18 protein-coding genes and 2 tRNA genes are annotated in these 25,053 nt (G+C 36.0%); 7 read left to right on the forward strand and 13 right to left on the reverse strand.

The genetic code is table 11. From position 1 onward, the window contains the following. The coding region (locus ACFING_RS06815) for an XRE family transcriptional regulator (protein WP_375630271.1) at window positions 1-347 on the forward strand (347 nt) is incomplete at its 5' end. Between the two features lie 88 nt (window positions 348-435). Here ACFING_RS06815 and ACFING_RS06820 read toward each other — a convergent pair. From ACFING_RS06820 to ACFING_RS06830, 3 genes are all read right to left on the reverse strand, one after another. Beyond that, a tRNA-Val gene (locus ACFING_RS06820) sits at window positions 436-510 on the reverse strand. 97 nt (window positions 511-607) lie between these two features. Next, window positions 608-970 carry a cell cycle two-component system response regulator CpdR gene (gene cpdR, locus ACFING_RS06825; protein WP_005773448.1) on the reverse strand — a complete coding sequence of 121 codons (363 nt, stop codon included), beginning with the start codon at window positions 968-970 and terminating at the stop codon, window positions 608-610. Between the two features lie 839 nt (window positions 971-1,809). Beyond that, window positions 1,810-2,727: a serine aminopeptidase domain-containing protein gene (locus ACFING_RS06830; RefSeq protein ID WP_375630272.1), complete on the reverse strand. Its 918-nt coding sequence runs from the start codon at window positions 2,725-2,727 to the stop codon at window positions 1,810-1,812. 258 nt (window positions 2,728-2,985) lie between these two features. Here ACFING_RS06830 and ACFING_RS06835 point away from each other — a divergent pair, with 258 nt between their 5' ends. Beyond that, complete coding sequence (locus tag ACFING_RS06835; RefSeq protein WP_375613075.1) at window positions 2,986-3,453, forward strand: Hsp20 family protein; 468 nt, start codon at window positions 2,986-2,988, stop codon at window positions 3,451-3,453. Between the two features lie 251 nt (window positions 3,454-3,704). On the opposite strand, the gene ACFING_RS06840 is transcribed toward ACFING_RS06835, so the two are convergent. Then, a tRNA-Pro gene (locus tag ACFING_RS06840) sits at window positions 3,705-3,781 on the reverse strand. Between the two features lie 608 nt (window positions 3,782-4,389). Here ACFING_RS06840 and ACFING_RS06845 point away from each other — a divergent pair. Then, window positions 4,390-4,755 (forward strand): iron-sulfur cluster assembly accessory protein, encoded by a 366-nt coding sequence (locus ACFING_RS06845; protein WP_375613074.1) that lies wholly within the window; start codon window positions 4,390-4,392, stop codon window positions 4,753-4,755. 70 nt (window positions 4,756-4,825) lie between these two features. Here ACFING_RS06845 and mazG read toward each other — a convergent pair whose 3' ends face one another. From mazG to ACFING_RS06885, 8 genes are all read right to left on the reverse strand, one after another. Beyond that, window positions 4,826-5,641: a nucleoside triphosphate pyrophosphohydrolase gene (mazG, locus tag ACFING_RS06850; RefSeq protein WP_375630273.1), complete on the reverse strand. Its 816-nt coding sequence runs from the start codon at window positions 5,639-5,641 to the stop codon at window positions 4,826-4,828. Window positions 5,642-5,674: 33 nt separating this feature from the next. Beyond that, window positions 5,675-6,604 (reverse strand): lipid A biosynthesis lauroyl acyltransferase, encoded by a 930-nt coding sequence (locus ACFING_RS06855; RefSeq protein ID WP_375630277.1) that lies wholly within the window; start codon window positions 6,602-6,604, stop codon window positions 5,675-5,677. Window positions 6,605-6,610: 6 nt separating this feature from the next. Continuing rightward, window positions 6,611-7,639, reverse strand: a complete 1,029-nt coding sequence (locus ACFING_RS06860) for a zinc-binding dehydrogenase (RefSeq protein WP_375613072.1) — start codon at window positions 7,637-7,639, stop codon at window positions 6,611-6,613. Between the two features lie 57 nt (window positions 7,640-7,696). After that, window positions 7,697-8,971, reverse strand: coding sequence for a beta-ketoacyl-ACP synthase (locus ACFING_RS06865; RefSeq protein WP_375613071.1), 1,275 nt, complete (start codon window positions 8,969-8,971; stop codon window positions 7,697-7,699). Window positions 8,972-8,986: 15 nt separating this feature from the next. After that, window positions 8,987-10,162 carry a beta-ketoacyl-ACP synthase gene (locus tag ACFING_RS06870; protein ID WP_375613070.1) on the reverse strand — a complete coding sequence of 392 codons (1,176 nt, stop codon included), beginning with the start codon at window positions 10,160-10,162 and terminating at the stop codon, window positions 8,987-8,989. 10 nt (window positions 10,163-10,172) lie between these two features. Beyond that, complete coding sequence (locus tag ACFING_RS06875) at window positions 10,173-10,457, reverse strand: acyl carrier protein (protein WP_005773457.1); 285 nt, start codon at window positions 10,455-10,457, stop codon at window positions 10,173-10,175. A gap of 189 nt (window positions 10,458-10,646) precedes the next feature. Then, window positions 10,647-12,965 carry an NADP-dependent malic enzyme gene (locus tag ACFING_RS06880; protein ID WP_375611563.1) on the reverse strand — a complete coding sequence of 773 codons (2,319 nt, stop codon included), beginning with the start codon at window positions 12,963-12,965 and terminating at the stop codon, window positions 10,647-10,649. A 1,002-nt stretch (window positions 12,966-13,967) separates the two neighbouring features. Then, window positions 13,968-18,527 carry a hypothetical protein gene (locus ACFING_RS06885; RefSeq protein ID WP_375630274.1) on the reverse strand — a complete coding sequence of 1,520 codons (4,560 nt, stop codon included), beginning with the start codon at window positions 18,525-18,527 and terminating at the stop codon, window positions 13,968-13,970. A 655-nt stretch (window positions 18,528-19,182) separates the two neighbouring features. Here ACFING_RS06885 and hfq point away from each other — a divergent pair. The 4 genes from hfq to ACFING_RS06905 all read left to right on the forward strand — a co-directional run bounded on the left by hfq (window position 19,183) and on the right by ACFING_RS06905 (window position 24,013). Continuing rightward, window positions 19,183-19,422: an RNA chaperone Hfq gene (gene hfq, locus ACFING_RS06890; RefSeq protein ID WP_005773461.1), complete on the forward strand. Its 240-nt coding sequence runs from the start codon at window positions 19,183-19,185 to the stop codon at window positions 19,420-19,422. Window positions 19,423-19,475: 53 nt separating this feature from the next. After that, on the forward strand, window positions 19,476-20,819 hold the full coding sequence (gene hflX / locus ACFING_RS06895; RefSeq protein WP_375611565.1) for a GTPase HflX: 1,344 nt from the start codon (window positions 19,476-19,478) through the stop codon (window positions 20,817-20,819). Between the two features lie 144 nt (window positions 20,820-20,963). Beyond that, window positions 20,964-22,790, forward strand: a complete 1,827-nt coding sequence (locus ACFING_RS06900; protein WP_375611566.1) for a hypothetical protein — start codon at window positions 20,964-20,966, stop codon at window positions 22,788-22,790. A gap of 146 nt (window positions 22,791-22,936) precedes the next feature. Next, entirely contained in the window at window positions 22,937-24,013 is a 1,077-nt protein-coding gene (locus ACFING_RS06905; RefSeq protein ID WP_375630278.1) for a COX15/CtaA family protein, read from the forward strand. Between the two features lie 20 nt (window positions 24,014-24,033). Here ACFING_RS06905 and argC read toward each other — a convergent pair whose 3' ends face one another. Then, the gene (gene argC, locus ACFING_RS06910) at window positions 24,034-24,966 is read right to left on the reverse strand and encodes an N-acetyl-gamma-glutamyl-phosphate reductase (protein ID WP_375621303.1); all 933 of its coding nucleotides are present in this window, start codon (window positions 24,964-24,966) and stop codon (window positions 24,034-24,036) included. Window positions 24,967-25,053: the final 87 nt, after the last annotated feature.

Below are 25,053 nucleotides of genomic sequence, written 5' to 3' on the forward strand. Positions count from 1 at the left end.
GGAAACTTCGCATTGATCACTCCGAACGCCTCTTAGATATGGCTAAGAAATTAGACATATCTGTATCATTTTTATCTTCTGTCGAGATTGGCAAAAAATCTGTTCCTGTAGGACTGGAGGAAAAGATCATAGAGCTTTATGGTTTAGATAAAGAGAAGGCTTCTCTCTTAAAAAAAGAAGCCTATTCTTATCGAAAAAGCATCATCATAAAGCCTTCTACTCCGTTGCAACGTGAAATTGTTGTTGCGTTTATGAGACTTTTAGATGGCTTACATCAAGAAGCGTTAGTAGACTTCAAAGAAATATTAGAAACATTGTGCGAAGCGTGCTTTATAGAGAAATGTTAAAAATCCTATTCCCTAACTTTTATTTACGCGTCCCTCACTTAAAAAAACATATGTAAAATCAATAAATTATTGTTGATATAAAATGCAATGGTGGGCGTGACAGGGATTGAACCTGTGACCCCTACGATGTCAACGTAGTGCTCTCCCGCTGAGCTACACGCCCATTCATTGATGTTGCATACACCATATAGAATGCCAAACGTCAATGCCTAATTTAATTTTCTCTTTCAACAGATGCAAATAACTTTAAAAAATACTTTTTAAGCAGCGATAAGGATCTTTTCAACTTCATTGACGAGTTCACGTAAGTGAAATGGCTTAGAGAGAACCTTTGCATCAGGAGGGGCATCACTATTTGAATTGAGTGCTACCGCTGCAAAACCTGTAATGAACATTACTCGTAAATCAGGGTCAATCTCAGTAGCACGTCGTGCGAGTTCGATTCCGTCCATCTCTGGCATCACAATATCAGTCAGGAGAAGGGAAAATGGTTCTTCTTGTAAACGTTCATATGCGCTAATACCATTATCGAAGTCGGCGACTTCGTAGCCTGCACGTTCTAGGGCTTTTACGAGAAAGCGACGCATATCGTTATCATCTTCTGCGAGCAGGATTCGTTTCATGATTATATTCCAATGGCTCCATTTGTCAGAGTTTTGCCGCATCAATTATACAATATAGAGTATTTATAAAAAAGATGGTAAAATGCTCATAATTGAAATGAATGGCAAAATGGTTAATTCTTACATTCTGATTCAAAATACAGCATATTCGTTGTGAGTTGGTTAAATTCGAAATATATGTGATTTTGAAAAAAGAAGGGGGTCTCTAAAACTACTAAGATGATTCTTTACTATTTTTTCTTTTAAAGTTACTGATTATTATCAGAACTCCATTAAAAAACTTATGAAAACCGTTATTGTAGGGTTTTCATATATCGAGAAATTAGAAGAATATTATGTTAATTTATTGTTTTTAAAAATTTCTCCTAAGAAATAGAAATTTTATAGTTATTTGTTTTTATAGAGATTTGTAATAAATATTATAAATGTGCTTTATTTCCAGTTTTTTCCTTAAATAGATGAAAACTATTTTTTTCTAGAATAATATTAAATTATCACTTAATAACAGATAAAAAATAGTATTTTGATGCTTTATTTGTAAATATGTATCATGTTATATTAAGATAGATTTATTATTTTTATTTATATAAATAGTTTTTTTATTAAGTTATTTTTTATGATGTAAATAATATTGTTTAATGTAATGATATACTTTGTATATTAGTTTTTTAGTAGAATGCGTGGTGAATATTTAGGTTATGGCTTGCCTGTAAAGGCTAGAAAACAAATCATATGAGTGGTTGGAAAGAAAAATCTATTATATTTAAAAGTGTTTGTAGATCCAATGCTCGTAGAAACTTTCTTTTTTGATGGGGCGGAGCGGAAATTAAGGTTTAATGTTATTTTACAGATACATTATCGGGAATAAAGGCATCAAATGCAGCCCAAAATTGTTTTTTATAATCTTCGTTAATCATAATTGTATCCAGTTCAGCGCCTGTAATAGTAATACTTTCTGTTAGACGTGTGTGTTGGCATAATTGCCGCACTTCAATGTTGTTTGCAATATTGTTTTGATTGGCAAGAATAAAGAGTGTTGGGATTCGTAAATCTCCATGAAGTACATTTCTCTTCATAGAATCAATTGCATTAAATACTGAAGCCATCCATTGGGATGTTGGGGGCTTAATGGAAGGGAGCGGCACTTTATGTATGTGTCCCAATTGTATATTTTTTTGTTTTGTCTTGTTTAATTTTTTACTATCTTTCGCTGGTATAAAGCCAAGACCTATATCAGAAAGAAATTGTGTTAACTTATGTTGAAAACCATTCGTTTTATTGCCGAATGGAGCAAAAAGGGGAGAAACACAGAGCAATCTATTAAACTGATGATTAATGAGATCTAATCCGCTAAGTGCTATCAATCCACCTATGCCATAGGCGAGCATAGAGTAAGGCGGCGGACAATTAGGATAAACAATACTTTTAAGAAATTTATATAAGTCATTAATATCATTATTTATATCAAAACAATGATGTCGGCTTTGTTTTCTTATCTTGAAGGATGTTTTTTCTTGATCAAAGCAGTCAAATATTGCTGTATGAAAACCGCGTTTAGAAATTTCATTTATTAATAAAAAATATTTTTCTAAAGTATTTGCGTAGCTTTTGAGAATAACAATTGTTCCCTTAGATTTTTCCACCTCAGGATATGTTATAGCAAAACGAATTTCGTGATCTATTGCTATTTTAAGAGTATCATGATGGATATTAAGAAAAGTGGAACCCCAGTCTATGGGATAAAGAGGTGTTTCCAATTGAAATCCTTTACAGTGTATTTGCCGCTTAGTGCTTTGACATTTATGTAATGAAGAAAGAGGATTAAAAAAGGGGTATATTGCTTTTTAGATAGTTTTTATCAATTTAGGTCCCAAAGAGTTGAAATAAAGAAAAACGATTACTAGATAATATAATGCGGTTGCCATGATGGGGCCGCAGGTTCACAAGTAAGTTTGCCATATGGGAACTTTGTGAATTAATTATAAATTATAGTCGCTCTAGAGGAGGGCAATATTATGCGTCAAGTAGATTTTTCACCATTTTATCGTTCCACAGTAGGTTTTGATCATCTTTTTAACTGGTTTGATTCTAGAACACAACCAGACGAAGTTTCTTCTTATCCCCCTTATAATATCGAGCGTTTAACTGAAGATTCTTATAGAATTTCTATGGCGGTTGCTGGTTTTTCTCAAGATGAAATTGATATTGAAACGCATTGTAACCAGCTGATCGTTAAGGGAGACAGAAAGTCTAAAAATGATGATGAAGAGCGAGAATTCCTTTATCGAGGCATTGCTTCGCGTGCTTTTGAACGGCGTTTTCATTTGGCTGATCATGTTAAGGTTATTGGGGCAGAACTTGGAGATGGGCTTCTTCATATTCAGCTTAAAAGGGAAATGCCAGCTGAATTAAAACCCAAAAAGATAACCGTACAGATGTCACCATCCATTACAAAAAATGATAACAGCGACGTTATCGTGTAAAGAAAATTTAGAAAATATGAGATCGGATAATTATAAATTTTTCTGAAAAATAAAAAACGCGAGGCAAAAGGTCTCGCGTTTCGTATGTGTTTTCCTAAGAACGAAGCGCATTTTAATAAAAAAGCTTATCTCGAATTTATGATAAAATATCATTGCACATTATTCTACGTTGAAGAAAAAGTTCATGTGTGTGCAATTGAAATGCATAATGATTCACTTTTTAAGTAAGCTTATTTATAGCATTTTAAAAATGGTCGGAGCGGCGGGATTTGAACCCACGACCCCTTGACCCCCAGTCAAGTGCGCTACCAAGCTGCGCTACGCTCCGAGTTCGTGTAAAACGATTAAATGACTGTTTCTTTAAAGGCAAGAGAAAAAATAAACAGAATAAAATCTAAAATGCTCTTGCACTTAGAGCTTTTGAAAGTAAAAATTTTGGACATCAATATTTTGTTGTTAATTCAAGATAAATAACGAATTTGTAAAATTCTTTGTGATCATTAAATTTTTAGCTCTATAGTTAATAGATGTATGCATTTAATTACTTTTGAGATTGTGAGGAGGGGGTAAGATTGGTGAATTTAGGGGTATGAATTGGAGCAAATGAGTGCTGAAGGTATATTTTTTTCTTACCTAATCGTTACTTTTCTAAAAAGATAAAGATTTTCAAAAGAAGAGGAGTGAATGTATGGTTTTGAAAAGTTTTCGTTTTTTAGAGTTTTATAGACGAGGTATTTTCATTTTATATGGATAAAAAATTGTAAGTTCTGGATTGTATAATCACAAATCTCATTTTACGGGTATGTATTTTTATCCAAATAAGCAAGATCAGAATGCTTTAATTTATGTTTTGTTGTTTTTTTTCTAAAATATCAGATAAAATATTATAGAGGAAAAACTTTCAAAGTGTCTATTGAACTAAGAAAAGAGTAAAGGATGAGCCGTTTTTCGGTAATAAACTTGACGCAAGCAGCAGTGGATCGTGTTAAAGCGATTATGGATGCAAAAGATGCACAGGGTATTCTTGTTGGTATCAAAAAAGGTGGTTGTGCAGGGATGGAGTATACAATTACTCTTGTCAAAGAAAAGGGGATAGATGCGGATGTTGTTGAAGTGAATGGTGCCCGTGTTTTTGTAGCACATGATGCGGTATTATTTTTATTAGGGACGCAGATGGATTATGAAGTGACAACGCTTCAGTCTGGTTTTGTCTTTAAAAACCCTAATCAAGTTTCAGCATGCGGGTGTGGCGAATCGGTGGAACTTCGTCCTGCTACGCAGGATCAATATAAAACAAATTGAGCTGAGCTAAATTATAATTTAGTAATTTTAGAGGGGCTTGTTCTTTTAGGTAGAAGAAATCTACTATTTTTTATCGTTCATTTTTAGCTTGCTTCCAAAGTGCTTCCATTTCATTCAAGGATGTGTCAGTGAGTGTTTTAGATTGAGTGGATAGCTTTTCTTCAATATAGGCGAAACGATTTCGAAATTTTATATTCGTTTTTTTTAATGCTTTTTGTGAATCAATCGCTAAGTGGCGCGCGAGGTTAAGGAGTATAAAGTAGAGATCTCCAAACTCTGCTTCTATCTCTGAGTTTTGTTTATTTTTGATGGCTTCTTTGAGCTCTTCGAGTTCTTCTTCTATTTTTTCAAAAACTTTATCACTTTTTTGCCAATCAAAACCTACTTTAGCTGCTGCTTCTTGTAAAGCAAGTGCCTCTTGGTTTGCTGGCTGGATTTGTTTTACTGTTGCGAGTATGCCTATGGAGGAATTGTTGTTTTTTTCTTCGCACATTCTTTTTTGTTCAACCTGTTCTCTTTTTTTTATATATTCCCACTCCTCTTTTATAAATCCTCGTTTTTTTTGCTCGGTATTTCCAAAAACATGAGGATGGCGTCGAATCATTTTTTCCGTGATTGCATAAACAACATCTTCAAAAGTAAAGCTGCCTTCTTCTTGTGCTATGGTAGCATGATAGACAACTTGTAAAAGAAGATCCCCAAGTTCTTCACAGAGATCCTTTCGATTTTTTCGTTCAATGGCATCGATGACTTCGTAAACTTCTTCGAGCATATAGGGTATGAGGGATTCAAAAGTTTGTTTTTTATGCCAGATACAACCATTATCAGAGTTTCGTAATGCAGTGATAATTGCAGTGAGATCTTTGATATCTTTTGAGGCTAACATTTTGCACTTCCTTTGTAAGCAATAGAGCTTATGTTAGATGTCCCAACGTCTATGTAACCACATCCATTGTCCAGGATATTCACGGACCCAAGATTCAACAATATCATTTAATTTTTGCGTAGAAGCAGCTATATCGATATCATTTTTTTCATCACGTGGAAGTTCTACATGGTCATATAACTCTAAACGATGACGTCCACTAGGCAAACGAATACAACGTGCTGGATAAATATCACAGTCATATTGTCGAGCAAGTTTTATAATTAAGGGGTTTGTTTTAAGAGGTCTGTTAAAAAATGTTCCCATGATACCGCGGCGAAATTTTTGATCAACGAGCATACCAACATTTTCACCTTCTTCTAATTTGGCTGCTAATGCCCATGCGGCACCGGCCTTGGAGGGAACAAGATGTCCCATAGAAGTTTGTCGTGCTTTAAGGATTCGTTTGGCAACATAGGGATTATTGGGTGGTCTAAATAATACCGTAACATTAAGATCAAAACTTTGTGCACAAATAGGCAGAAGTTCAAAATTGCCAGTATGTGCGGTGAAAAAAATATGTGGTTTTTTTTCATTTTTTAATCGCTCAAATATTTCAATGCCTTTAACCTCAATGAAACCTGGCTCGTCTGCATGAGGATCAAAATCAAAAATTTTATCAAGAAAAATATATTCGGCTAGGAAACGTCCTATATTTTCCCACATTTCTATTGCAATCGCACGGAGTTCTTGCTCTGTTTTTTCTGGATATGCACTCCTAAGGTTTGCAAGTGTGATTTGATGACGATGTACAAGGGGACCAATTTTTTTTGCTAACCAAGCAAAAAAAGAAATTCCCATTTTGGCTGGAAAACATTTTAGAATAAATAAAGAACCAAAGAGTAGATATGCCCATAACAAGTAGGATATTTTTTTAGCTATAATTTTAATACGATATATGAGATTTTTAAGAGAAAGCTTCATCATGATTTAATCGATTTTAAGGATAATTTTACCAAAAACATCACGACTCTCCATTCGTTTTAAAGCTGTATCAATTTCATCCAGCCCAACAATTGTATCAATGACAGGGTGTACGGCTTTTTGTGCCATTTTTTGCATGGCATTTTTCATATTTTCCATACGGCAGCCAAATGAACCGAATATTTTAAGCTGTTGCTGGAATAATTGCATGAGATTTATTGGTGCTGAAACACCAGAGGTAGAACCGCAAGTCACTAAGCGTGCTCCTTTTTTCATACATAACAGAGAACCGTTCCATGTATCGACACCAACATGCTCAAAAACAACGTCAACACCTTTTTTTTGGGTTAATTTACGCACTACACCTTCAAAACGATCTTTACGATAATTAATCACATGATCTGCCCCAAGAGAGTGCGCTTTTGCAATTTTTTCATCTGAACCTACAGTTGTGATAACTGTACAGCCCATGTGTTTTGCAAGTTGAATGGCTGCAGAACCAATACCTGAGCCACCAGCCTGTACCAGGATTGTTTCTCCTGCTTGTAGTTTTGCGTTATCGAAAAGCATATGTTCTACGGTACCAAAAGTAATTGGAGCAACTGCTGCTTGCAATTCATCACATTGGGGAGGTGATGGAACTAATAAACGTGCTGGCAAATTGACAAGCTCACACGCAAATCCATCAAGGTGAAAACCATAGACTCCCTTTACATTACTGCAAAGATTATCCCGTCCTTCATGACAAGCTTGGCATACTCCGCAGGTTTGTGCACCATAAATTGAGACAATCTGTCCAAGTTGGAGATGTTCAACGCCATCTCCTATTTGTATAACCTCACCAGAGGCTTCTGCACCAATGATGAGTGGCATTTTTCTTTTCGCAAAAGCCATGCCACGCCATCCCCATACATCAATATGATTAAGAGCAACGGCTTTTATCCGCACAGTTACTTCACCTATACTAGGTGAAGATGGCGGGGAAATATTGGTGATTTCAAGCCGACGATCATCGAAGAGTTGCAGTGCACGCATTATCATCCCCCTTAAATATATTATTGGTTAGCGTTATAAAATTTTATTATTACAGGATTATCCTTTATATGCAGTGATAACAAGACTCATATTTTGACCACCAAATCCAAATGAGTTTGACAAAACCGCATTGACACAGGACTTACGGCTATGATGAGGAACAACATCTAAGGGGATAGTAGGGTCAGGGTTATCATAATTTATTGTTGGTGGAAGTATTCCCGATTGAATGGTTAAAAGCGAAAAAACCGCTTCTATTGCACCAGCAGCAGTTAATGTATGCCCAATCATTGATTTATTAGAAGAGACAGGAATATGCTCTAAAAGATCACCGAATACTGTTGATAATGCAAGATATTCCATTTTTTCATTTTCAGGTGTTGAAGTTCCGTGGGCATTAATATAGTCAATTTCATTGATGGTTATTTTTGCATCGTCTAAAGCTTTGCGAACGGATTCAATTGCTGGTGATGCATCGGGTTTTGAACGTGTACGGTGAAAGTCATCGGCGGTTTCTCCACAGCCAGCTAAAATTCCTAAAACTGTAGCATTACGGTTTAATGCGCTTTGAAGAGATTCAAGAACAAGAGCGCCTGAGCCTTCTGCCATAACAAAACCATCTCGATCACGGCTAAAGGGTTTTGCTGCTTTTTCTGGAGGCTCATTCTGAGTTGAAAGAGCAGATAGTAGCGAAAAACGAATAAGAGATTCTGCTGAAACTGATCCATCTGTCGCAATTATGAGAGCTCTATTTGTCTCTCTCCGTCTAATAGACTCAACACCTAATTGAATTGCTGTTGCACCAGATGCACAGGCAGTGGAAAGTGTAACAGGAAGTCCTTTTGTGCCAAATGTTTTTTGAAGTTTTTCTGCAATTGCACCAAATTGTGTGGATTCAAAAAGCGTCTCATGGAGTTTATCCTTACAGACTTTAAGAAGATGTGCATAAGAAGGCTCATTATTGAATTCTTCCTCTTGATCAAGACTAAAACGTGCTTTCCATTCAAGTTCAACAGGAGGAGCAGCTAGAAAGAGTGGTCCATTAAAGTTTTTTTTATCAATAGCAGCTTGTTCTAAAGCTTCTTCAGCAGAAAGATGTGCAAGCTTCTCAGAGAGAGCTGAAGCACCAAGTGTACTTTCTTTAAGAAAATCAATTGTTCCAGCAATATATGTATTTAATCCCTCAACGGGAAAACGTGTTATTTTGTGGATACCACTTACACCGCTTGTTAATTTTTGCCAATTTTCATGTTTCCCTTGTCCCAGTGATGTGACAATGCCTGCACCAGTTATTGCTACAAGTGGACGCCCAAAATGATCATGATATTTCACTATAGAAATTCCCCTTCAAACAGCAGTAAGACGCACAATACCTTCAGCTCTTTTTATACCAATCGTTGTAACAAATATTTCACGTACTTCTTTAGAAAAAGGTTTTTCATGAGGACTTAACGCTGGAAAACCGCGTTTTTTTTCAATTGAAAGTGCTGCAAGAGCTAGAGCTAGAGGAAATTGTGCTTCCCGCATATAACCAAATAATGTTGTAATGCCACGGTAAGATAGATCAGCATTATCAAGAGCATTTTGTTCTGCTTTTGTTGCTTCGTGAGCTCCTGAGGCTGCTGAAATGGCTAAGGCAGATTTAGCGCCCGCAGTTTTTAACATTGTTGCAATTGAATCTCTAAGTGGAATTTTGGTTCTATCTGTTTGGTCTGTAATAATTTGGCTAATTTCAGCATAAGCACGTGCGTTGCGTTTTTTGGCATGTTCTCCACTTTCAATAACTAGGAAGATCCCACCAGAACCTGCTATGACACCGCCGCCTGGATAGATTCCACGATCCCACACTGGGCTCCATCCATTATGGGTTAAAAGACCACCAAGCTCATGCGCCAACAACATATCATAACTTTGTGCATTATAGGAACTTCCTACAAGAGCATGGGTACTTTGACCTGATTTAATACGAGCTACAGCAATTTGAAGTGCAGAAAGACCACTGCCTTCTTCTCCCATAAATGTACGAGATGATCCAGTGACTTTATGAACAATTGAAATGTTTCCTGCCAAAAGGTTTGAAAGTTGTGCCAAAAATAATGTTGGACGAAGTTCAGTTGAAAGAGCAACATTTAACATAGAAGCATGATCGGCAACAGCGCGCGCTTTAGAAAGAATCTGTGTATCAACAGTAATATCACGTTCTCCCCCACTTGCCGCTACGATCATATCCATTGTTGAAGTGAGTTGTTCATTATTTTTCATGCCGGCATCATCAAGAGCAAGACCAGCCGCATAGGTACCAAGACGCTGCCATGTTCCCATTTGCCGTTGATCACTTTTTTTAGGAATTTGTAAACTCCAATCAATTTCGGGCAATTTATGAACCGTGTAAGGTGAAAAAGTTGTATAATCTAGGTTTGGTGTACGGATTGGATCATTTAAGAGATTCCAATGTTGATCAGTTCCTTCCCCCAGAGAGCTTATGAGACCTATACCAGTGATGAATACAGATTGATCATGCATGGCGAAAAAACTACTCCGCCTGTTTTAAGGCAACGAGATCATCAATTTTTGCACAAAGGTTTTTAAGAACAAAGTATTCTTCTGTTGCAACGGTACCTTCGTTGACTTCTTGTGTCCATTGTTCTAGAGGGACTTTTATTCCAAAAGCTTTATCAATAGCGAAAACAATATCAAGAAAATCAAGACTGTCGATTCCTAAATCGTCAATTGTATGACTCTCAGGTGTAATTGTATTGCGATCAATTTCACTGATTTCTGCAATGATATCAGCAACTTTATCAAACGTGGAAGGCAATGTACGGATTCCTTATTATAGAGTTAGTAAATTCAAAATACATTTAATATTGTTCTTCTAGCCTTTTTTCTCTTTAAAAAAAAGACTTAATCCAGAATATAGCTGTCTTTATCTATAGAGAAAAGAGGTTTACAGTACATGAAATACTATATCTCAATATTTAAAAAACTTTGAAATTTTATTACGCATTTATTTTACGAGACTATTTTTTCTATTGGCAGCAAGGACAGCAAGGGCTGTTATATTAACAACTCCCCGGGAAGTTACTGAAGGTGTTAAGATATGGGCGGGACGTGCTGCCCCGATTAGAATAGGACCAACATGGAGTGCATTTGTGAGGCTTTTAACAGTGTTGAGCGTGATATTGGCTGAATCAAGTGTTGGAAAGACAAGCAAATTAGCTTCACTTTTAAGACGAGAATTAGGAAAAACACGATCACGAAAAACTTTGGAAAGGGCAGCATCAGCATGCATTTCACCATCTGCTTCTAAATCAGGGTGTAATTTGGCAAGAATTTCTGTTGCACGTCGCATTTTACGCGCACTTTCTGTGTTTTTAGAACCAAAGTTTGAGTGTGATAATAAGGCTGCTTTTGGTGTTATTCCAAATGCTTCAACTTCTTGAGCTGCCAACACAGTCATTTCAGCGATTTCTTCTGCAGAAGGATTTTCATTGACGTAAGTATCTGTAAGGAAAAGAGTACGTTGTTGAGAGATAAGCAAACTCATAGCAGAAAAACGGTGAACATGAGGATCAAGACCGATAATTTGTTCAATCAATTCAAGTTGACGTTCAAAGCGTCCTTCTAAGCCGCAAATCATTGCATCTGCTTCTTCACGCATAACGGCAAGGGCAGCAATAGCCGTTGTTGATGTTCTCACTACTGTTTTTGCCATTTCAGGCGTAACACCACGCCTTCCTGTATAATGAAAAAATAAATTAACATAATCACGAAAACGTGGATCATCTTCAGGGTTTGTTAATTCAAAATCTATACCGGGACGAATTCTTAAACCAAAGCGTTTTAATCTTGCTTCTACGACATGTGGACGGCCGATAAGGAGGGGCGTTGCTGTTTGTTCTTCAATGACAACTTGTGCCGCACGAAGGACGCGTTCATCTTCACCATTGGCATAGATGACGCGTTTACGTTTTGCTGTTTTTGCTGCAGCAAAAACAGGTTTCATTGTTAAACCAGAAAGAAAGACAAATCGATTGAGGATATCATAGTAGGCCTCCATATCTTCAATGGGACGAATGGCGACACCAGTTGTCATTGCTGCTTTAGCAACAGCGGGGGCAATACGCAGTATTAAACGCGGATCAAAAGGAGAGGGGATTAGATAGTCTGGTCCAAAATTGGGTGGTTCTTTTGAGTATGCACGTGCTACAACATCTGAAGTTTCTTCACGTGCAAGGGCAGCAATCGCATGAACAGCGGCCATTTTCATTTCTTCATTAATTGCACTAGCACCTACGTCTAATGCACCACGGAAGATATAGGGAAAACAAAGGACATTATTAACTTGATTGGGATAATCAGAGCGTCCTGTGCAGATCATTGCATCTGGTCGTATAGAGCGTGCTTCTTCAGGCATAATTTCTGGTACTGGATTAGCCAGTGCTAAAATGAGTGGATTTTGAGCCATTCTTTTAAGATATTCAGGCTTTAAAACACCACCTGCAGATAGGCCTAGAAAAATATCCGCATCATCAATAATATCAGATAAAGTTCGTGCGTCCGTTTTTTGTGCGTAATTGATTTTCCAACGATCCATAAGGGTCTTGCGACCTTCATAAACAACTCCCTCTAAGTCACTAAGCCAAATATTTTCAACTTTTGCCCCAAGACGAACCAAAAGATTAAGGCAAGCGAGGGCAGCAGCACCTGCACCTGAGGTAACTATTTTTGCATTTTCAATTTTTTTTCCTGAAAGATTTAAGGCATTTAATACAGCCGCAGAAACAATAATGGCAGTTCCATGTTGGTCATCATGAAAAACTGGAATTTTCATTTTAGCACGAAGCTTTTCTTCGATGTCAAAACATTCAGGAGCCTTAATGTCTTCAAGATTAATACCACCAAATGTAGGTTCTAAAGTCGATACCGTTTGTACCATTTGTTCTATATCGGATGCATCAATTTCAATATCAAAGACATCAATATTCGCAAATTTTTTGAATAAAACGGCTTTACCTTCCATAACTGGCTTTGAAGCAAGAGGGCCAATATTTCCTAAACCAAGAACAGCAGTTCCATTGGATATAACAGCGACTAAATTAGAACGGGAGGTATATTGAGCAGCAAGATTAGGATCTTCATGAATTGCAAGACATGGTGCAGCAACACCTGGAGAATAAGCAAGAGCTAAATCACGTTGGTTATCAAGAGGTTTTGTTGCTTGTATTTCCAATTTTCCAGGTTTAGGGTACTGGTGATAAAAAAGTGCGGCACTGTCAAGTTCAGCTTTTGGTGAACTGAAATCACTATTTCGTTCTCTAGACATTTTTATGATATCCAAGTTAGCGTATGTGTATATGAGATGTTCCATCTACGATAAGGTTTTGTCCACTAATAGATCCTCATTTCTCTGAATATCAAAATGCATGAGTATGAGAAAACTCTTCTGGATCGTAAAACCAGTTTGATGATTCTTTTTGTTTTTGTGCATGAATAATTTCATTGATAGAAGCACGATTAGTTTTTTCTTTCCTTAATAAAACGCGTAAAAATTGATTAGTCTACAAACGAATAAAATATTACTAATAATTACATTACCAAGCCATTATTTTTTTTGCAATGCTTACAACTTAAGGAAAGAAAAGAAGAGTGTTTTCTATTAACTTCATCTTCTTTATTTAAATTTCTATAGGGAGGTAGAAGAAATTTTAAATAACAATTTGCAATTTATAAATTATTTTTGCAGCTATTTAAAAGGAAATTGGAACTTTAAAAATGGGAGTTGTTTTGTTTATTATTCAATTGAACTCTTAATAATGCAAACTTTATAATTTATAATGAAACATCTCGTATGTTGAATGAGAAATTTGAATACAATAAGATTCTTTTAGCTCAAATTCATCTAATATAATAAAAAATATTTACTTACATAATTCAAACGAGAGTAATATGTGGATAAAAAACATTAAAAAAATAAATAGAAGTGTTTCTATGAGCTATTTTAATACAAAAGCATGAATTTTTTTCACAATTAATAAAAATAATTATTACCGATTTTGTACCTTTATGAAACTATGAAAAATAAAGGAGTTAAGAAAAAGATAAGGAAATAGAAAACATGCTTTATCATTCTTAGAATGATACGTTGTTTGATAAGCCATTACGCTTCTTTAGGGTTATTGCTTAGGATATCAAAGAAAACCGCATGCCAATTATCCCAACCTTTGAAGTACAAAGCTACAGTTGAAAAAAAAGCATTCTATGATGAGCCATTAAAACAACTGGAGAGAGAAAGTGGAAAAAATATCTTTTTCCACTTTCTTATTTGTTATTGGATTCGACCACTTGCATGAGCAAGCATAGTATAAACTTTTCCGGTATCTGATATCAAGTACTTGCGAACTGAGTTGGAAGAGCCAGAACTGCGCGATATATCACGTAAGAGCTTTTCGAAATCTGTAACATATTGATTCACTGAACGTTTAAACCCAAAATCGCTCATATATTTTTTCTTAATCATTTCAAATATTTTTTGTCCATTTAAGGTATAAAGGCGTTCTGTTACGATGTTTTTTTGTCCACGTTGATAATGATCCCATAGCTCAATAATGGCATTGTGATTAATAGCTTGCACTATACCAGAAGCTAATGAATTAAGAGAGCAGTTTGCAGGAGATGGTTTTGTTTGCACTGATGTTAAAACATCATCACTAGGGGGAGCATCATAAAATGTTTCTTCACGTGAAGCTCTTTCTAAGAGATTTGATACCCATTTATTTGGTCTTTTTTTGCTTTGATCTTGTTGCAAAATAGGCTTAGGTGGCACAATCTTTTTAACAGACTCAGTGGAACTGTCACTTTTTTGATTAAACATTGATGATGTAGGAAATGCTGATATTAGCTGTTTTTGTGCGCTCTTTTGATCATTTTGTATAACACTGACTAAATCTTGTAACGCTGTAATCTGTTCATTCAAAGCTGTGCGAATTATTTGCGTTGTTTCTTTTGTTTTTTCTGGAAGTTTTTTTACATTTTCATTGATATCATTATTAATCTTTGAAAGCTCTAAACGAACTTCATCAGCCGAGCTACGTATATCTTCTGCTGCTTCTGAAAAACGCGTTGATGCTTCACTAACAAGCTTATTAAGTGATTGTTGGAATGAATTTGTGGAGTTACGCGCATTCTTATCAGAGCGTTCAAGTGCTAAGTTGAAGATTTTTTCATAATGCCCAATCATTTGATTAATTTCATGAGACTTTGAAACAAGAGCATCGCTTAATACAGAAAGCGTATTATGTTTTTCTTCAAGTGTTGCACTAAGTGAATTTTCAGACTGTTCAAGAACATGAATAGTTTGGGAAAGTGTCTTTGCATGTTCACCAAAACTGCTCGTTATATGATTAATTTGTTCAAAGGTACTCTTTGAAAGTCCTTGCAGAATTTCAACATTAGTATTGAGCGCTTGATTTGAAGCTGACAAACGCTCTGCTACTTGGTCCGTGTTGCGGAAAAAATTATTCGTACTCTCATTAAACTGCCCATCAATATTTTGAACAGCCGATAATAAAACATTACTATTTTCCTGAAAATTGTAAATTGATTGATTCAACTGTGTTAAGATGGATGAGACATTATTAACAAGCTCTTCCTTCATAATCGTTATTGTTTGAAGTGTTTCAGAGTTAGCTTTGGTTAAGCTATTCACTAAAGATTCATTATGCGCATAAATTCTTTGTTCAGCATCTTGTGTGGAAAGAGAGAGTTGTTCACCGATATGCTGTGTTAAAGAATCAATTGATTCTGTCGTATTTTGCGCTGCTTGATTTAAGTGATTTGTAAGCTCTGTTATTTTTCCAACATGTTGTGAAATTTGTGTTGTTGTTTGATTTCCAGCATCTTCCAGACGGCTCGTTACATCAGAGAGCTGATATCCTAAATTATTTTTAAGATTTTGCATAGAGTGATGAAGAACATCACAGCGTTCATTAAGAACTTGTTCTATTGCTGTTGTTGATGTGTGAATAGTTTCATTCAATAATGCTTGTGCATTATGGCTGGCTGTTGCGAAAGCTTCGACAGTATGCGCTGTTTGTTCAGACAGAACTGACAGAACTTTTTCACTGGTATCATAAACAGTTTTTTTGACATTTGATACAATGCGATTGCCTGATTCTGAGAGAATATTTTCTGCTTGTGCAGTAACATTTGTAACAGATGAAAGAATTTGTTCACTCGTAGAAGAAAGAATATCAGAAGCTTTTATAATCTTATTATGCAGGTTAGCTGTCACTGTATTAACAGAGTCTTCTAAGGTTATACGCATATTGTCAACACTGCTTTCCAGCGCTTGTTGAATTATCTGACTTTGCTCATTACTAATCATGAGAGACGTTTTTAATGTGTCAGAACGTTCCTCAATAACAGATGTTTGCATATCAATGGCTTCACAGATTTGGCTAAATTTTTCAGATAATGTTTCCTCTAGCGTTGTTGTCCGTTCAAAAATTTTGTGTGCACGATCTTCTAGATCTGTATCGAATGATTCCATACGTGTTTCAAGGGTTTCAAAGAAAACACCACTCGATTGAGAGAGCGTATTTTTTAAAATTTCGGCATGGCTTTCAAGGTTTTTGATATGATCTTGAACCGTTTCAGTAATGTTTTTATTATTGGCGACAATTGCACTCTCAACTAAATCTATTTGTTGTTTCAATGCAACATCGACACGTATATCACTTTTTGCAATGAGATTATGGATTGTTTCCATGCGTTGTTCAAGTGTGCGTGCTTGATCGGCAAGAACTTCATTGAGAGAAAAACTATTAATCGCTAAAGAATCGCGCAGAGCATCGGCACGGATATCAATATTTCTCGCTTGTGCTTCTAAAGCATCTTGGGTTGTATTACAACTTTGTACAATGACATCTTGTAACTTTTCAGTGCATTGGATGATGTTTGTAATATGATTTTCAGCTTGTTTATCAACGACTTGAACATTATCAGCCAAAACTTTTTCAATATGAGAAGTATTTTGGGACAAAACATCAATTTGATTTCTTAATGTATCCGCAATTTTATTTTTCTCGTTATCGAGCATGTCTGCCATAAGAGCTCGTTGATCAGAAAGTTGTACTTTAAAATCTTGTGAACGTTCTTGTATGATATCAACAATGGCATTGTCGACATATTGAATTTCTTCTCTCAGACTTTCTTTACTTTTATCAATTGCAGAAAGAATAGCTTCACGTCCATTTGTAAATGCATGGGTAATGTCTGCTGTTTTTTCTTGGAGGTTCTCATTTATTTTCAAGACATGAGCTTCCAAGAAGTTACCAAGTTTTTCAGCATTATCCTCTAAAGCCTGACTGCGTTCTATAAAGGAATCAATGATGGAATCACTATGTTCTTTAAGAGAAAGATCAACAGTTGCTAAACGTTGTTCAAAGGCTCCAATTGCTTGCGAGGTTACGTTATCAAATTTAGAAGAGAGTTTATGTGCTTGGTCGTCGAGCTTTAAGATCTTCTCATCAAAATTCTGTAGAGATTGATTATTACGATCAATAAGAGCTTTATCCAAGGCTTTAAACTTTTCATCAACAGCGTGCAAAGTTTGATCTGTTACTGCTTGTATATGTGTTGCAATTTTAGCAACATGTACTTCTGCTTTTTCAGCTGTTTCATTAAAAGTTTTTTCTATTTGTTTTTCATTATGATCAAATCGTTTTGCAAAGCCATCGAAGTTTTTTGCTAATTCATGAAAAAATTCCGTGTTTTTCTGCTGAATTTGTGTTGTTGTTTTGTTAAATTTTTCAACAAGCTGATTTGTTACGCCATCACCAGCATAGGAAAGTTTTTCAACGAGGTCTTCGCCTTGTTTTTGTAAAGTTTGAGAAAGGGTTTGTGCAAGCTTTTCAACATTGGTTACAATGTTAGAGGTAACCAAACCAAATTCATCACTCAGTTGTTCTTGGGTTCCTTTAATTGTTGATTGTACGCGATCTGCATGATTCAAAATGGCTATACGTTCGTTACTTAATTCTTTGATTAATGTGTGAATGCGTGATTCATTCTCAGCATAGGCTTGTTCTAGATTGTGAACTTCACCTTGTATGATTGCTTCAAGTTCAACAGCACGTCCGAGAGTACGTTCAATACCTTCGTTCATTGCCGCTACTTCTTCACGAATGGTTTGCCCTATAGCAATAGCTTGTTTTTCAGATAGATGTTGTGGTTCACTAAGGCGCTGTGCAGCATTGGTCATAAGAAGCGCAATATTATGCAAGTCGTTTGAACGTTTTGTTAATTGAGCAACGCCCCAAGATATAAGGATAGGAATTGCTGTTCCGGCTGCTACAGCAAGTCCTGTTGGGGAGGTAACAAAAGTGCTGATGTTGGATAAGGAGCTGAGTCCGGTAGGTGCGAGCTTATGCGCAATAAAAGCTCCTCCCGTTGCCCATAAAGCACTAAGCGCTGTTGTATACCAGTAGACTCGAGAGGAAGAACGCTGCTTGAATGGTCCAAAATTTACAGGGGTTGTTATATCATCATTTGCGGGAAGAAGTTTTGTAGGCAATAATGTATTATGAACAGTTCCACCTGAAATATCAGGTGAAGGTTTTGGAGCAAAAAGCTGTTCAACAACGGATTTATCAATAACAGCTTCATCATGAATATTAGAAACAAAAGTTGACGTACCGTTTTCAGCAAAAAATTCTTCTTCTGCCATTGCAATTTTTTGAATCAGATCATCGACATTAACAACATTTTCAGAATTATTGGATGATATCGTTTCAAATCCTGTGTCATCGAAATCAAAGTTCATAGCTTTTGTGAGGGCTTCTTCAACTTCGACTTCAAATGTTTGCAATTTTGTTCTGCGTGCCATACTCGCCTCGTACTCTTACAGCCGGAAAAGGGATACGTCCTCTTCCACATAATTTCTACATACTAGCTGTTAATTATTTAGAAAGGAATATGCTTAGGGAAAAATTTTAAAAACTTATCAAGATAAAGTTAACGCGGTTTCTTGTACCCTGTTTAAAAATGTTATAAAATATAGTAAAAACAATTTATTATTTAAATCTAACTAAAACAAAAATACTGTTTACAACTTGTGTTTATAGAAAGCTTTATAAGCCAGCAGTCTTTGAAATAAGGACAATTTAATAGCGGTTATATATACAGTAAGGTGCGAATGCCTTTCTTTAATATCGATAATCGTTAATAAATGTTGTTGTCCGCTTACTTTTATTGATTCTAAACGAAGCAGATTCATCATCACATATAGTCCGTAATAGCTTAGGATGTATAAAAGTATGCCTTTGAATTGTAAGCTCATAAAAAAGTAAACGTAGAAAAGTTTTTAATTTAATATAGCTTTTCGTAAGTTGTACTTTATTATTGTCTTAAAGAGCCGTTTTTTCTCTAATTTCAGTTGTTTGTTGCTGAATTTTTAAGCTTCTACGTTGACAATTGGATATTTTTCAGTCGATATGCATGCACGAATATTTTTATGCAATCTAGATAAAGGTGTAAGAATAATGGCAGAGCGATCACAACACCTGCAAGATGTGTTTTTAAATACGGTGCGTAAGCAAAAAATTTCCCTTACAATTTTTCTTGTCAATGGCGTTAAACTCACGGGTATTGTAACTTCATTTGATAATTTTTGTGTTCTTTTGCGCCGAGATGGACACGCGCAATTGGTTTATAAGCATGCTATTTCTACGATTATGCCTGGACAGCCTGTACAGATGTTTGAGGGTGAAAGTCCTGAGTAAACATATCATTTTAAGATAGACCTCTTATCCCATTTAAAAGTACTTAGATTGCTATGATAAATGAAAATGAGAGATTAGGAGGGGTATTTTCGCAGAATACAGAACAGGTGCGCGCACTTGTTCTGATACCGATTTTTCAAGAAAATAGAAGTGAAAGCTCTTTGAGAGAGTGTTCTATATCTTCTCGTGTTAAAGAATCATTGGGGTTAGCGCGTGCTATAAGGTTAGAAGTTGTTAATTATGAAACGATTAATATTGCAACGCCTCGCTCTGCGACTCTCTTTGGAAAAGGTAAAGTAGATGCGTTAACCTGTTATATAGATGAATATTCTATTGAGCTTGCGATTGTAGATCACTTTTTAACGCCAGTACAGCAGCGTAATTTAGAAAAATTATGGAATTGCAAAGTTATCGATAGAACGGCTTTGATTCTTGAAATTTTTGGGGATCGTGCACGAACAAAAGAAGGAGTTTTGCAAGTAGAGTTAGCGCGTTTGTCCTATCAAAAAGGGAGGCTTGTGCGGAGTTGGACGCACTTGGAAAGGCAACGGGGGGGGCGTGGCTTCCTAGGTGGACCTGGTGAGACGCAAATTGAAGCAGATAGGCGTCTTTTACAAGAGAAAATTATTCGTATTCGCCGCGAATTGCAAACGGTTATTAAAACACGTGCACTTCATAGAGCAAAAAGGAAAAAAACATCTTATCCTGTTGTAGCAATGGTAGGATATACGAATACAGGAAAGTCAACTCTTTTTAACCGTTTAAGCGGTGCAGATGTTTTAGCAAAGAATATGTTATTTGCAACGCTTGATCCGACTTTGCGCAAAGTTGTGCTTCCCCATGGAAAAACTGTTCTTTTGTCTGATACTGTAGGGTTTATTTCTAACTTGCCAACGAATTTGATTGCAGCTTTTAGAGCAACCCTTGAAGAAGTGGTTGAAGCAGATCTCATTCTTCATGTAAGAGATATGTCAGATCTTGATCATCGAGCACATGCCCAAGATGTTTTAGAAGTGCTTTCAAGTCTTGATATCGATATTGATGATATGGAGCATATCATAGAAGTTTGGAATAAGATTGATATGTTAGATGAGCAAGCATTGAATGTTTTACAAACAAGCGCAAAGACGCGATTAAATCCTGCTCTCATGGTATCAGCACTTAAGGGGGATGGACTCGATCAATTATTAAGAGCCATTGAAAAGCGAATTTTTGGAGAGGTGCAAAGCATTGAATATCTTTTACAACCTCATGAAATGTCGCTTATTGATTGGTTTTATGAAAACTCTGCGGAAATAGTGCAAGAAGGGCATGATGATGGGTCTATTACCATTAGAGCGGTTGTTACTTCTGAAGCAAAAAAACAACTAGAGAGCCTCAAAAAAAATATGAATTAAGTTCTTTAAAGCTATTGTTGAACATTTGTGCTTAAATTTTATATTTTTATTATCTCAAAATAATATGACAGCAAGTTAAGAGGATAGTTACTACTTTCTCTTAATAAAACAATATGAAGAAGTATTTTGCTGGTTAAAATAAAGATGAGTCTTACATGTAATAAAAGACTATTCGTACGTACCGTATGGCGAAGCATTTTGATTGTTTTGCTATTACAAATGCTATGTGTATCTTTGATTTGGTTGTATTATTTTGTCCAGCCCCGTGGTTACCAAGCAACTTTAACATTTTCATTATCTGATTCTGTAGGAAAGCCATTACCAATTAAAAAGCAAGACAATGTTATCGCCTTTTTGTTTTCACAGCCTATGTTCTTCAATGATTCGAATTTTTCTTTAAGTGCTTCTTATAAGAAAAAAAATCATGAAAATATCCGTTTATCGCGTCATGGTGATTTTATCGATCTTACTTTTGAAGCCGAGACACTTGAAGCAGCTCAACGTGGGTTGGAAACTTGGTTTTCCGCATTTTCACAAGCAATCATAAAACAGAAACAATTCTTGTTAAATGATAAATTAGAAGACAAACAATATGATAATATTGCAATCCTTAATATCGTGCAGGAATTTCGTAAATCTATTGATTCTTTTATTCAGCGTGGTGTAAAACAAACAGAGCTTTATGATCTTTCGATGCAATTAACGCAAGCAACTTTAAAACGTATTCATTTAACAAGTTTGAATTCAACGATTAACATGATGCGTGAAAATGGGCAGTCTTTACTGTCTTTATCGTTTATTGCAGGCAATTCAGCAATTGCTGCTCTGGAATCTAAACGTGATCTCTTGGAAACACAAAGAGCACATATGGCTGCACAATTAGGGTGGACACATCCTCAAATTAAAGCGATGACTGCAGAATTAGAGACAGTTTCTCATCAATTAAAAAATAAAATTTTACAAATCGTTTATCAAGTTCATTCAGATGAGGTTATTGCAACGGAATTAGAAAAACAGCTTCAAAAAAGGGTGAGTTTTTTTGTAAAAGATCAATCCCAATCTTTGAATGAAATATTTAACGAGTTTGAAAATAAAATAAAAGCAGCAGTCGATGCCCAAAATGAAGCGATGAGCAAGTCTGCTCAACGAAGAGAAAAAATTATTGATTCATATCGGAGATTGAGTGATGATCCTTTTCTCTTACAAAATACAAATATCCACGTGGTCGTGCCAACAACGTTAGCACCAATTTCTTTTATGGCTCTTTATGGAAAAAATATTCTTGTGAGTGCATTGGCCAGCTTCCTTACTCTTTTGCTAGGAATATTGTTATTCTATCCGTGCTTTAAAAGGAAAAAAGACCAAATCTCAGAAGAGGATTTGAGATCAAAAGAAAATGGTCTTAAGAAGAATGAGAGTATTTTAGTCTCTCAAGAAATGAAAAATTTTGAAGCTTTTATTACGATAGAGGGATTATCTGATGTTTTGAAATGGCGTGCTTCAACCATTATTTCAATCATTGGACCAGAAGCTGCACGGACAGCGGCAAAGCTTTCACTTCATCTCACAAAAGAGAACAAAACAATTTTGTTGGTCGATATTTCTGGTCAACAAATAGAGAAAGTCATTGGCCCACATCGCGGACTGAGTGATATTTTAACGGGCAATGCCAAGTTGCATGATGTTATTTACCGTGATTATGATACGGGGGTTGATATTCTTCCTCAGGGGTTAACAAGTGCTATTTCAGCACAAGATTTTTCAAATGATATTTTTCATATATTACAAGAATTTAAAAAAGAATATGATTTTATCATCCTAGAGATGGCAAGCGAACCAAAATATGGGGTTGAGCAATTTGCAGAGCTAACAGACTATTATATTTGTAATACTGTTCTTAATGAACAAGAATGGATGATGCGTATGGTAGACAGCTTTCCAAAGACTGTTTATCGCGTTGTAGCATCATAAGCTTCGTAAAAAAGAAATATGTATCGCATGTTATAGTGGTACGCTTGTTTTTTGCTAAAATTGTAGTACATACTAAAATAGACAAAGAGTTAATGTTTAAATTTTAAAATGCATTTTAGTTGGAGAGAAGCGTGGGGCAATCAGATATGGCAGTAAAGAGATTAAACAATAGCATTTTAACGCCTGTGCAAAAGGAAAATAGAAAACATATACAGGTGTGGCTTTACTCTATTTTATTGCTTTGTTTGGCAATTGTCTTAGTAGGTGGCGCTACTCGTTTGACGGGATCAGGATTATCTATAACGGAATGGAAGCCAATACACGGCGTTATTCCACCGATTGGTGAGGATCAATGGCAAGAGGAATTTTTAAAATATCAACAAATAGCACAATATAAGCTGCTTAATCCTGATATGACCTTAAGTGCTTTTAAGGTCATTTTTTGGTGGGAATGGGCGCATCGTGTTCTTGGGCGTCTTGTTGGTCTTGTCGCTTTATTGGGGCTCATTTGGTTTTGGGCGACTAAGCGTGTTGAAAAAAATATCTTACTCCCGCTTATTGTTGTACCTATTCTTATCGCCTTTCAAGGCTTTATTGGTTGGTGGATGGTTGCTTCAGGGATTGGGCAAAGTAATTTAACAAGTGTGAGCCAATATCGTTTGGCATTTCATCTTATAACGGCATGTTTTGTTATTGTTTTTGTTACTTATTTATCTCGAGGGCTTGCAGAATATTCAGAAAAGCCAGCAAATAAAAAGGTGCAATATTTTGCGGCATGGCTTGTTATTCTCGTCTTGATAGAGATTTATTTCGGAGCTTTGGTTGCAGGGCTTCATGCTGGAAAAGTCTATAATACATGGCCGCTTATGGATGGGCAGATTATTCCTGATGGATTGTTGCAGCATCGTCCTGTTTGGCTCAATTTATTCGAAAATTCCTTAATGGTTCAATTTATTCATCGGTTTTTTGCTTATTTTTTATTTATTGTCTCAGTTGTTCATGCTTTCTATGTACAAAAAAATGTTCCACATTCAACTCATTCTCGTCGTGCATTTCTTATTTGTGTTATGATTATTATCCAAGCAGTCTTGGGTATCTTAACAGTGTTACATGAGGTTCCGATAAGTTTAGGGCTCATTCATCAAAGTATGGCACTAGCCGTGTTATGTTTTGCGGTTGCACACTGGCGAGCAACGAAAGGGGCATATCGCGTTGTTGAATAAAAGTTTGTGGGTAGGGAGGTTTAGTCGCTTGCAAGCATTAAATCGAGGTTCTGGATAGCTGCAGCTGATGCGCCTTTTCCTAAATTATCGAATATGGCGCTGAGATTAAAAATACCTTCACGATCATTTCCAAATACGAACAGTTTCATACCATCTTTATTGGCTAAACACTCTGGATTAAGTCTTTCAAGTGAAACAGTTTCTTCTTGTGATGCAACTAAAATGGTATTTTGTCCATCGTAATGGTTTGCAAGAATTTCGCGCAAATCAGAACAGTTTGCTGATTTTGTGAATAAATGGCGGTGCAGAGGAAGATTCACAATCATTCCTTGGGGAAAACGACCCACACTTGGTATAAAAACTGGGGTTTGATTGATTTGTCCATAGATCTTGATTTCTGGCACATGTTTGTGTTCAAGATTAAGACCATAGATAAAATAATTGCCCTGAATATTTTGTTGAGATTGATTTTCCATTTGTAAAATCAACTGTTTTCCACCACCGGTATAGCCGGAGATTGCATTAATCGAGATGGGATAATCGGCGTCTAACAGTCCTGCTTCACGGAGTGGGCGAATCAAACTAATGGCACCGGTAGGATAGCATCCGGGATTGGTTATATAATGTGCTGCTTGGATGCGCTTTCTTTGTCCTGCTGTCATTTCAGGAAAACCGTAAACCCAGTCTGGTGCAACACGGTGGGCTGTCGAGCTATCAATAATCCTAATGTTTTTATTTTTTTGAAGCCAATGAACCGTTTCGCGTGCAGCATCATCTGGAAGACACAAAATAGCAATATCGGCTTGATTAAGATAGTCTTGTCGCAGATGAACATTATGGCGATCTTTATGAGCAAGAGAGAGTAGTTTTAAATCTGTACGCCTTTCTAAGCGTTTTTGTATTTGTAGTCCGGTTGTGCCATGTTCACCATCAATAAAAACTTTGGTTAGCATTCTTATTTGCCTTCGTATTAACTTTGCCTATTATATTCAGCTTTTCACATTATAAATTATTTTTAATCATTAAATTATTGAATTTCT

This window comes from Bartonella sp. AP150HLJHH (assembly GCF_042196385.1).
In the GTDB taxonomy this organism is placed as follows: domain Bacteria; phylum Pseudomonadota; class Alphaproteobacteria; order Rhizobiales; family Rhizobiaceae; genus Bartonella.

Bases quoted from the DNA above. Each gene is read 5' to 3' on its own strand.
- ACFING_RS06845 (WP_375613074.1), top strand. From the start codon at position 4,390: ATGAGCCGTTTTTCGGTAATAAACTTGACGCAAGCAGCAGTGGATCGT.
- ACFING_RS06880 (WP_375611563.1), bottom strand. From the start codon at position 12,965: ATGTCTAGAGAACGAAATAGTGATTTCAGTTCACCAAAAGCTGAACTT.
- cpdR (WP_005773448.1), bottom strand. From the start codon at position 970: ATGAAACGAATCCTGCTCGCAGAAGATGATAACGATATGCGTCGCTTT.
- hfq (WP_005773461.1), top strand. From the start codon at position 19,183: ATGGCAGAGCGATCACAACACCTGCAAGATGTGTTTTTAAATACGGTG.
- mazG (WP_375630273.1), bottom strand. From the start codon at position 5,641: ATGTTAGCCTCAAAAGATATCAAAGATCTCACTGCAATTATCACTGCA.
- ACFING_RS06860 (WP_375613072.1), bottom strand. From the start codon at position 7,639: ATGCGTGCACTGCAACTCTTCGATGATCGTCGGCTTGAAATCACCAAT.
- ACFING_RS06855 (WP_375630277.1), bottom strand. From the start codon at position 6,604: ATGAAGCTTTCTCTTAAAAATCTCATATATCGTATTAAAATTATAGCT.
- ACFING_RS06870 (WP_375613070.1), bottom strand. From the start codon at position 10,162: ATGCATGATCAATCTGTATTCATCACTGGTATAGGTCTCATAAGCTCT.
- ACFING_RS06885 (WP_375630274.1), bottom strand. From the start codon at position 18,527: ATGGCACGCAGAACAAAATTGCAAACATTTGAAGTCGAAGTTGAAGAA.
- ACFING_RS06905 (WP_375630278.1), top strand. From the start codon at position 22,937: ATGGCAGTAAAGAGATTAAACAATAGCATTTTAACGCCTGTGCAAAAG.
- ACFING_RS06900 (WP_375611566.1), top strand. From the start codon at position 20,964: ATGAGTCTTACATGTAATAAAAGACTATTCGTACGTACCGTATGGCGA.
- ACFING_RS06835 (WP_375613075.1), top strand. From the start codon at position 2,986: ATGCGTCAAGTAGATTTTTCACCATTTTATCGTTCCACAGTAGGTTTT.
- hflX (WP_375611565.1), top strand. From the start codon at position 19,476: ATGATAAATGAAAATGAGAGATTAGGAGGGGTATTTTCGCAGAATACA.
- argC (WP_375621303.1), bottom strand. From the start codon at position 24,966: ATGCTAACCAAAGTTTTTATTGATGGTGAACATGGCACAACCGGACTA.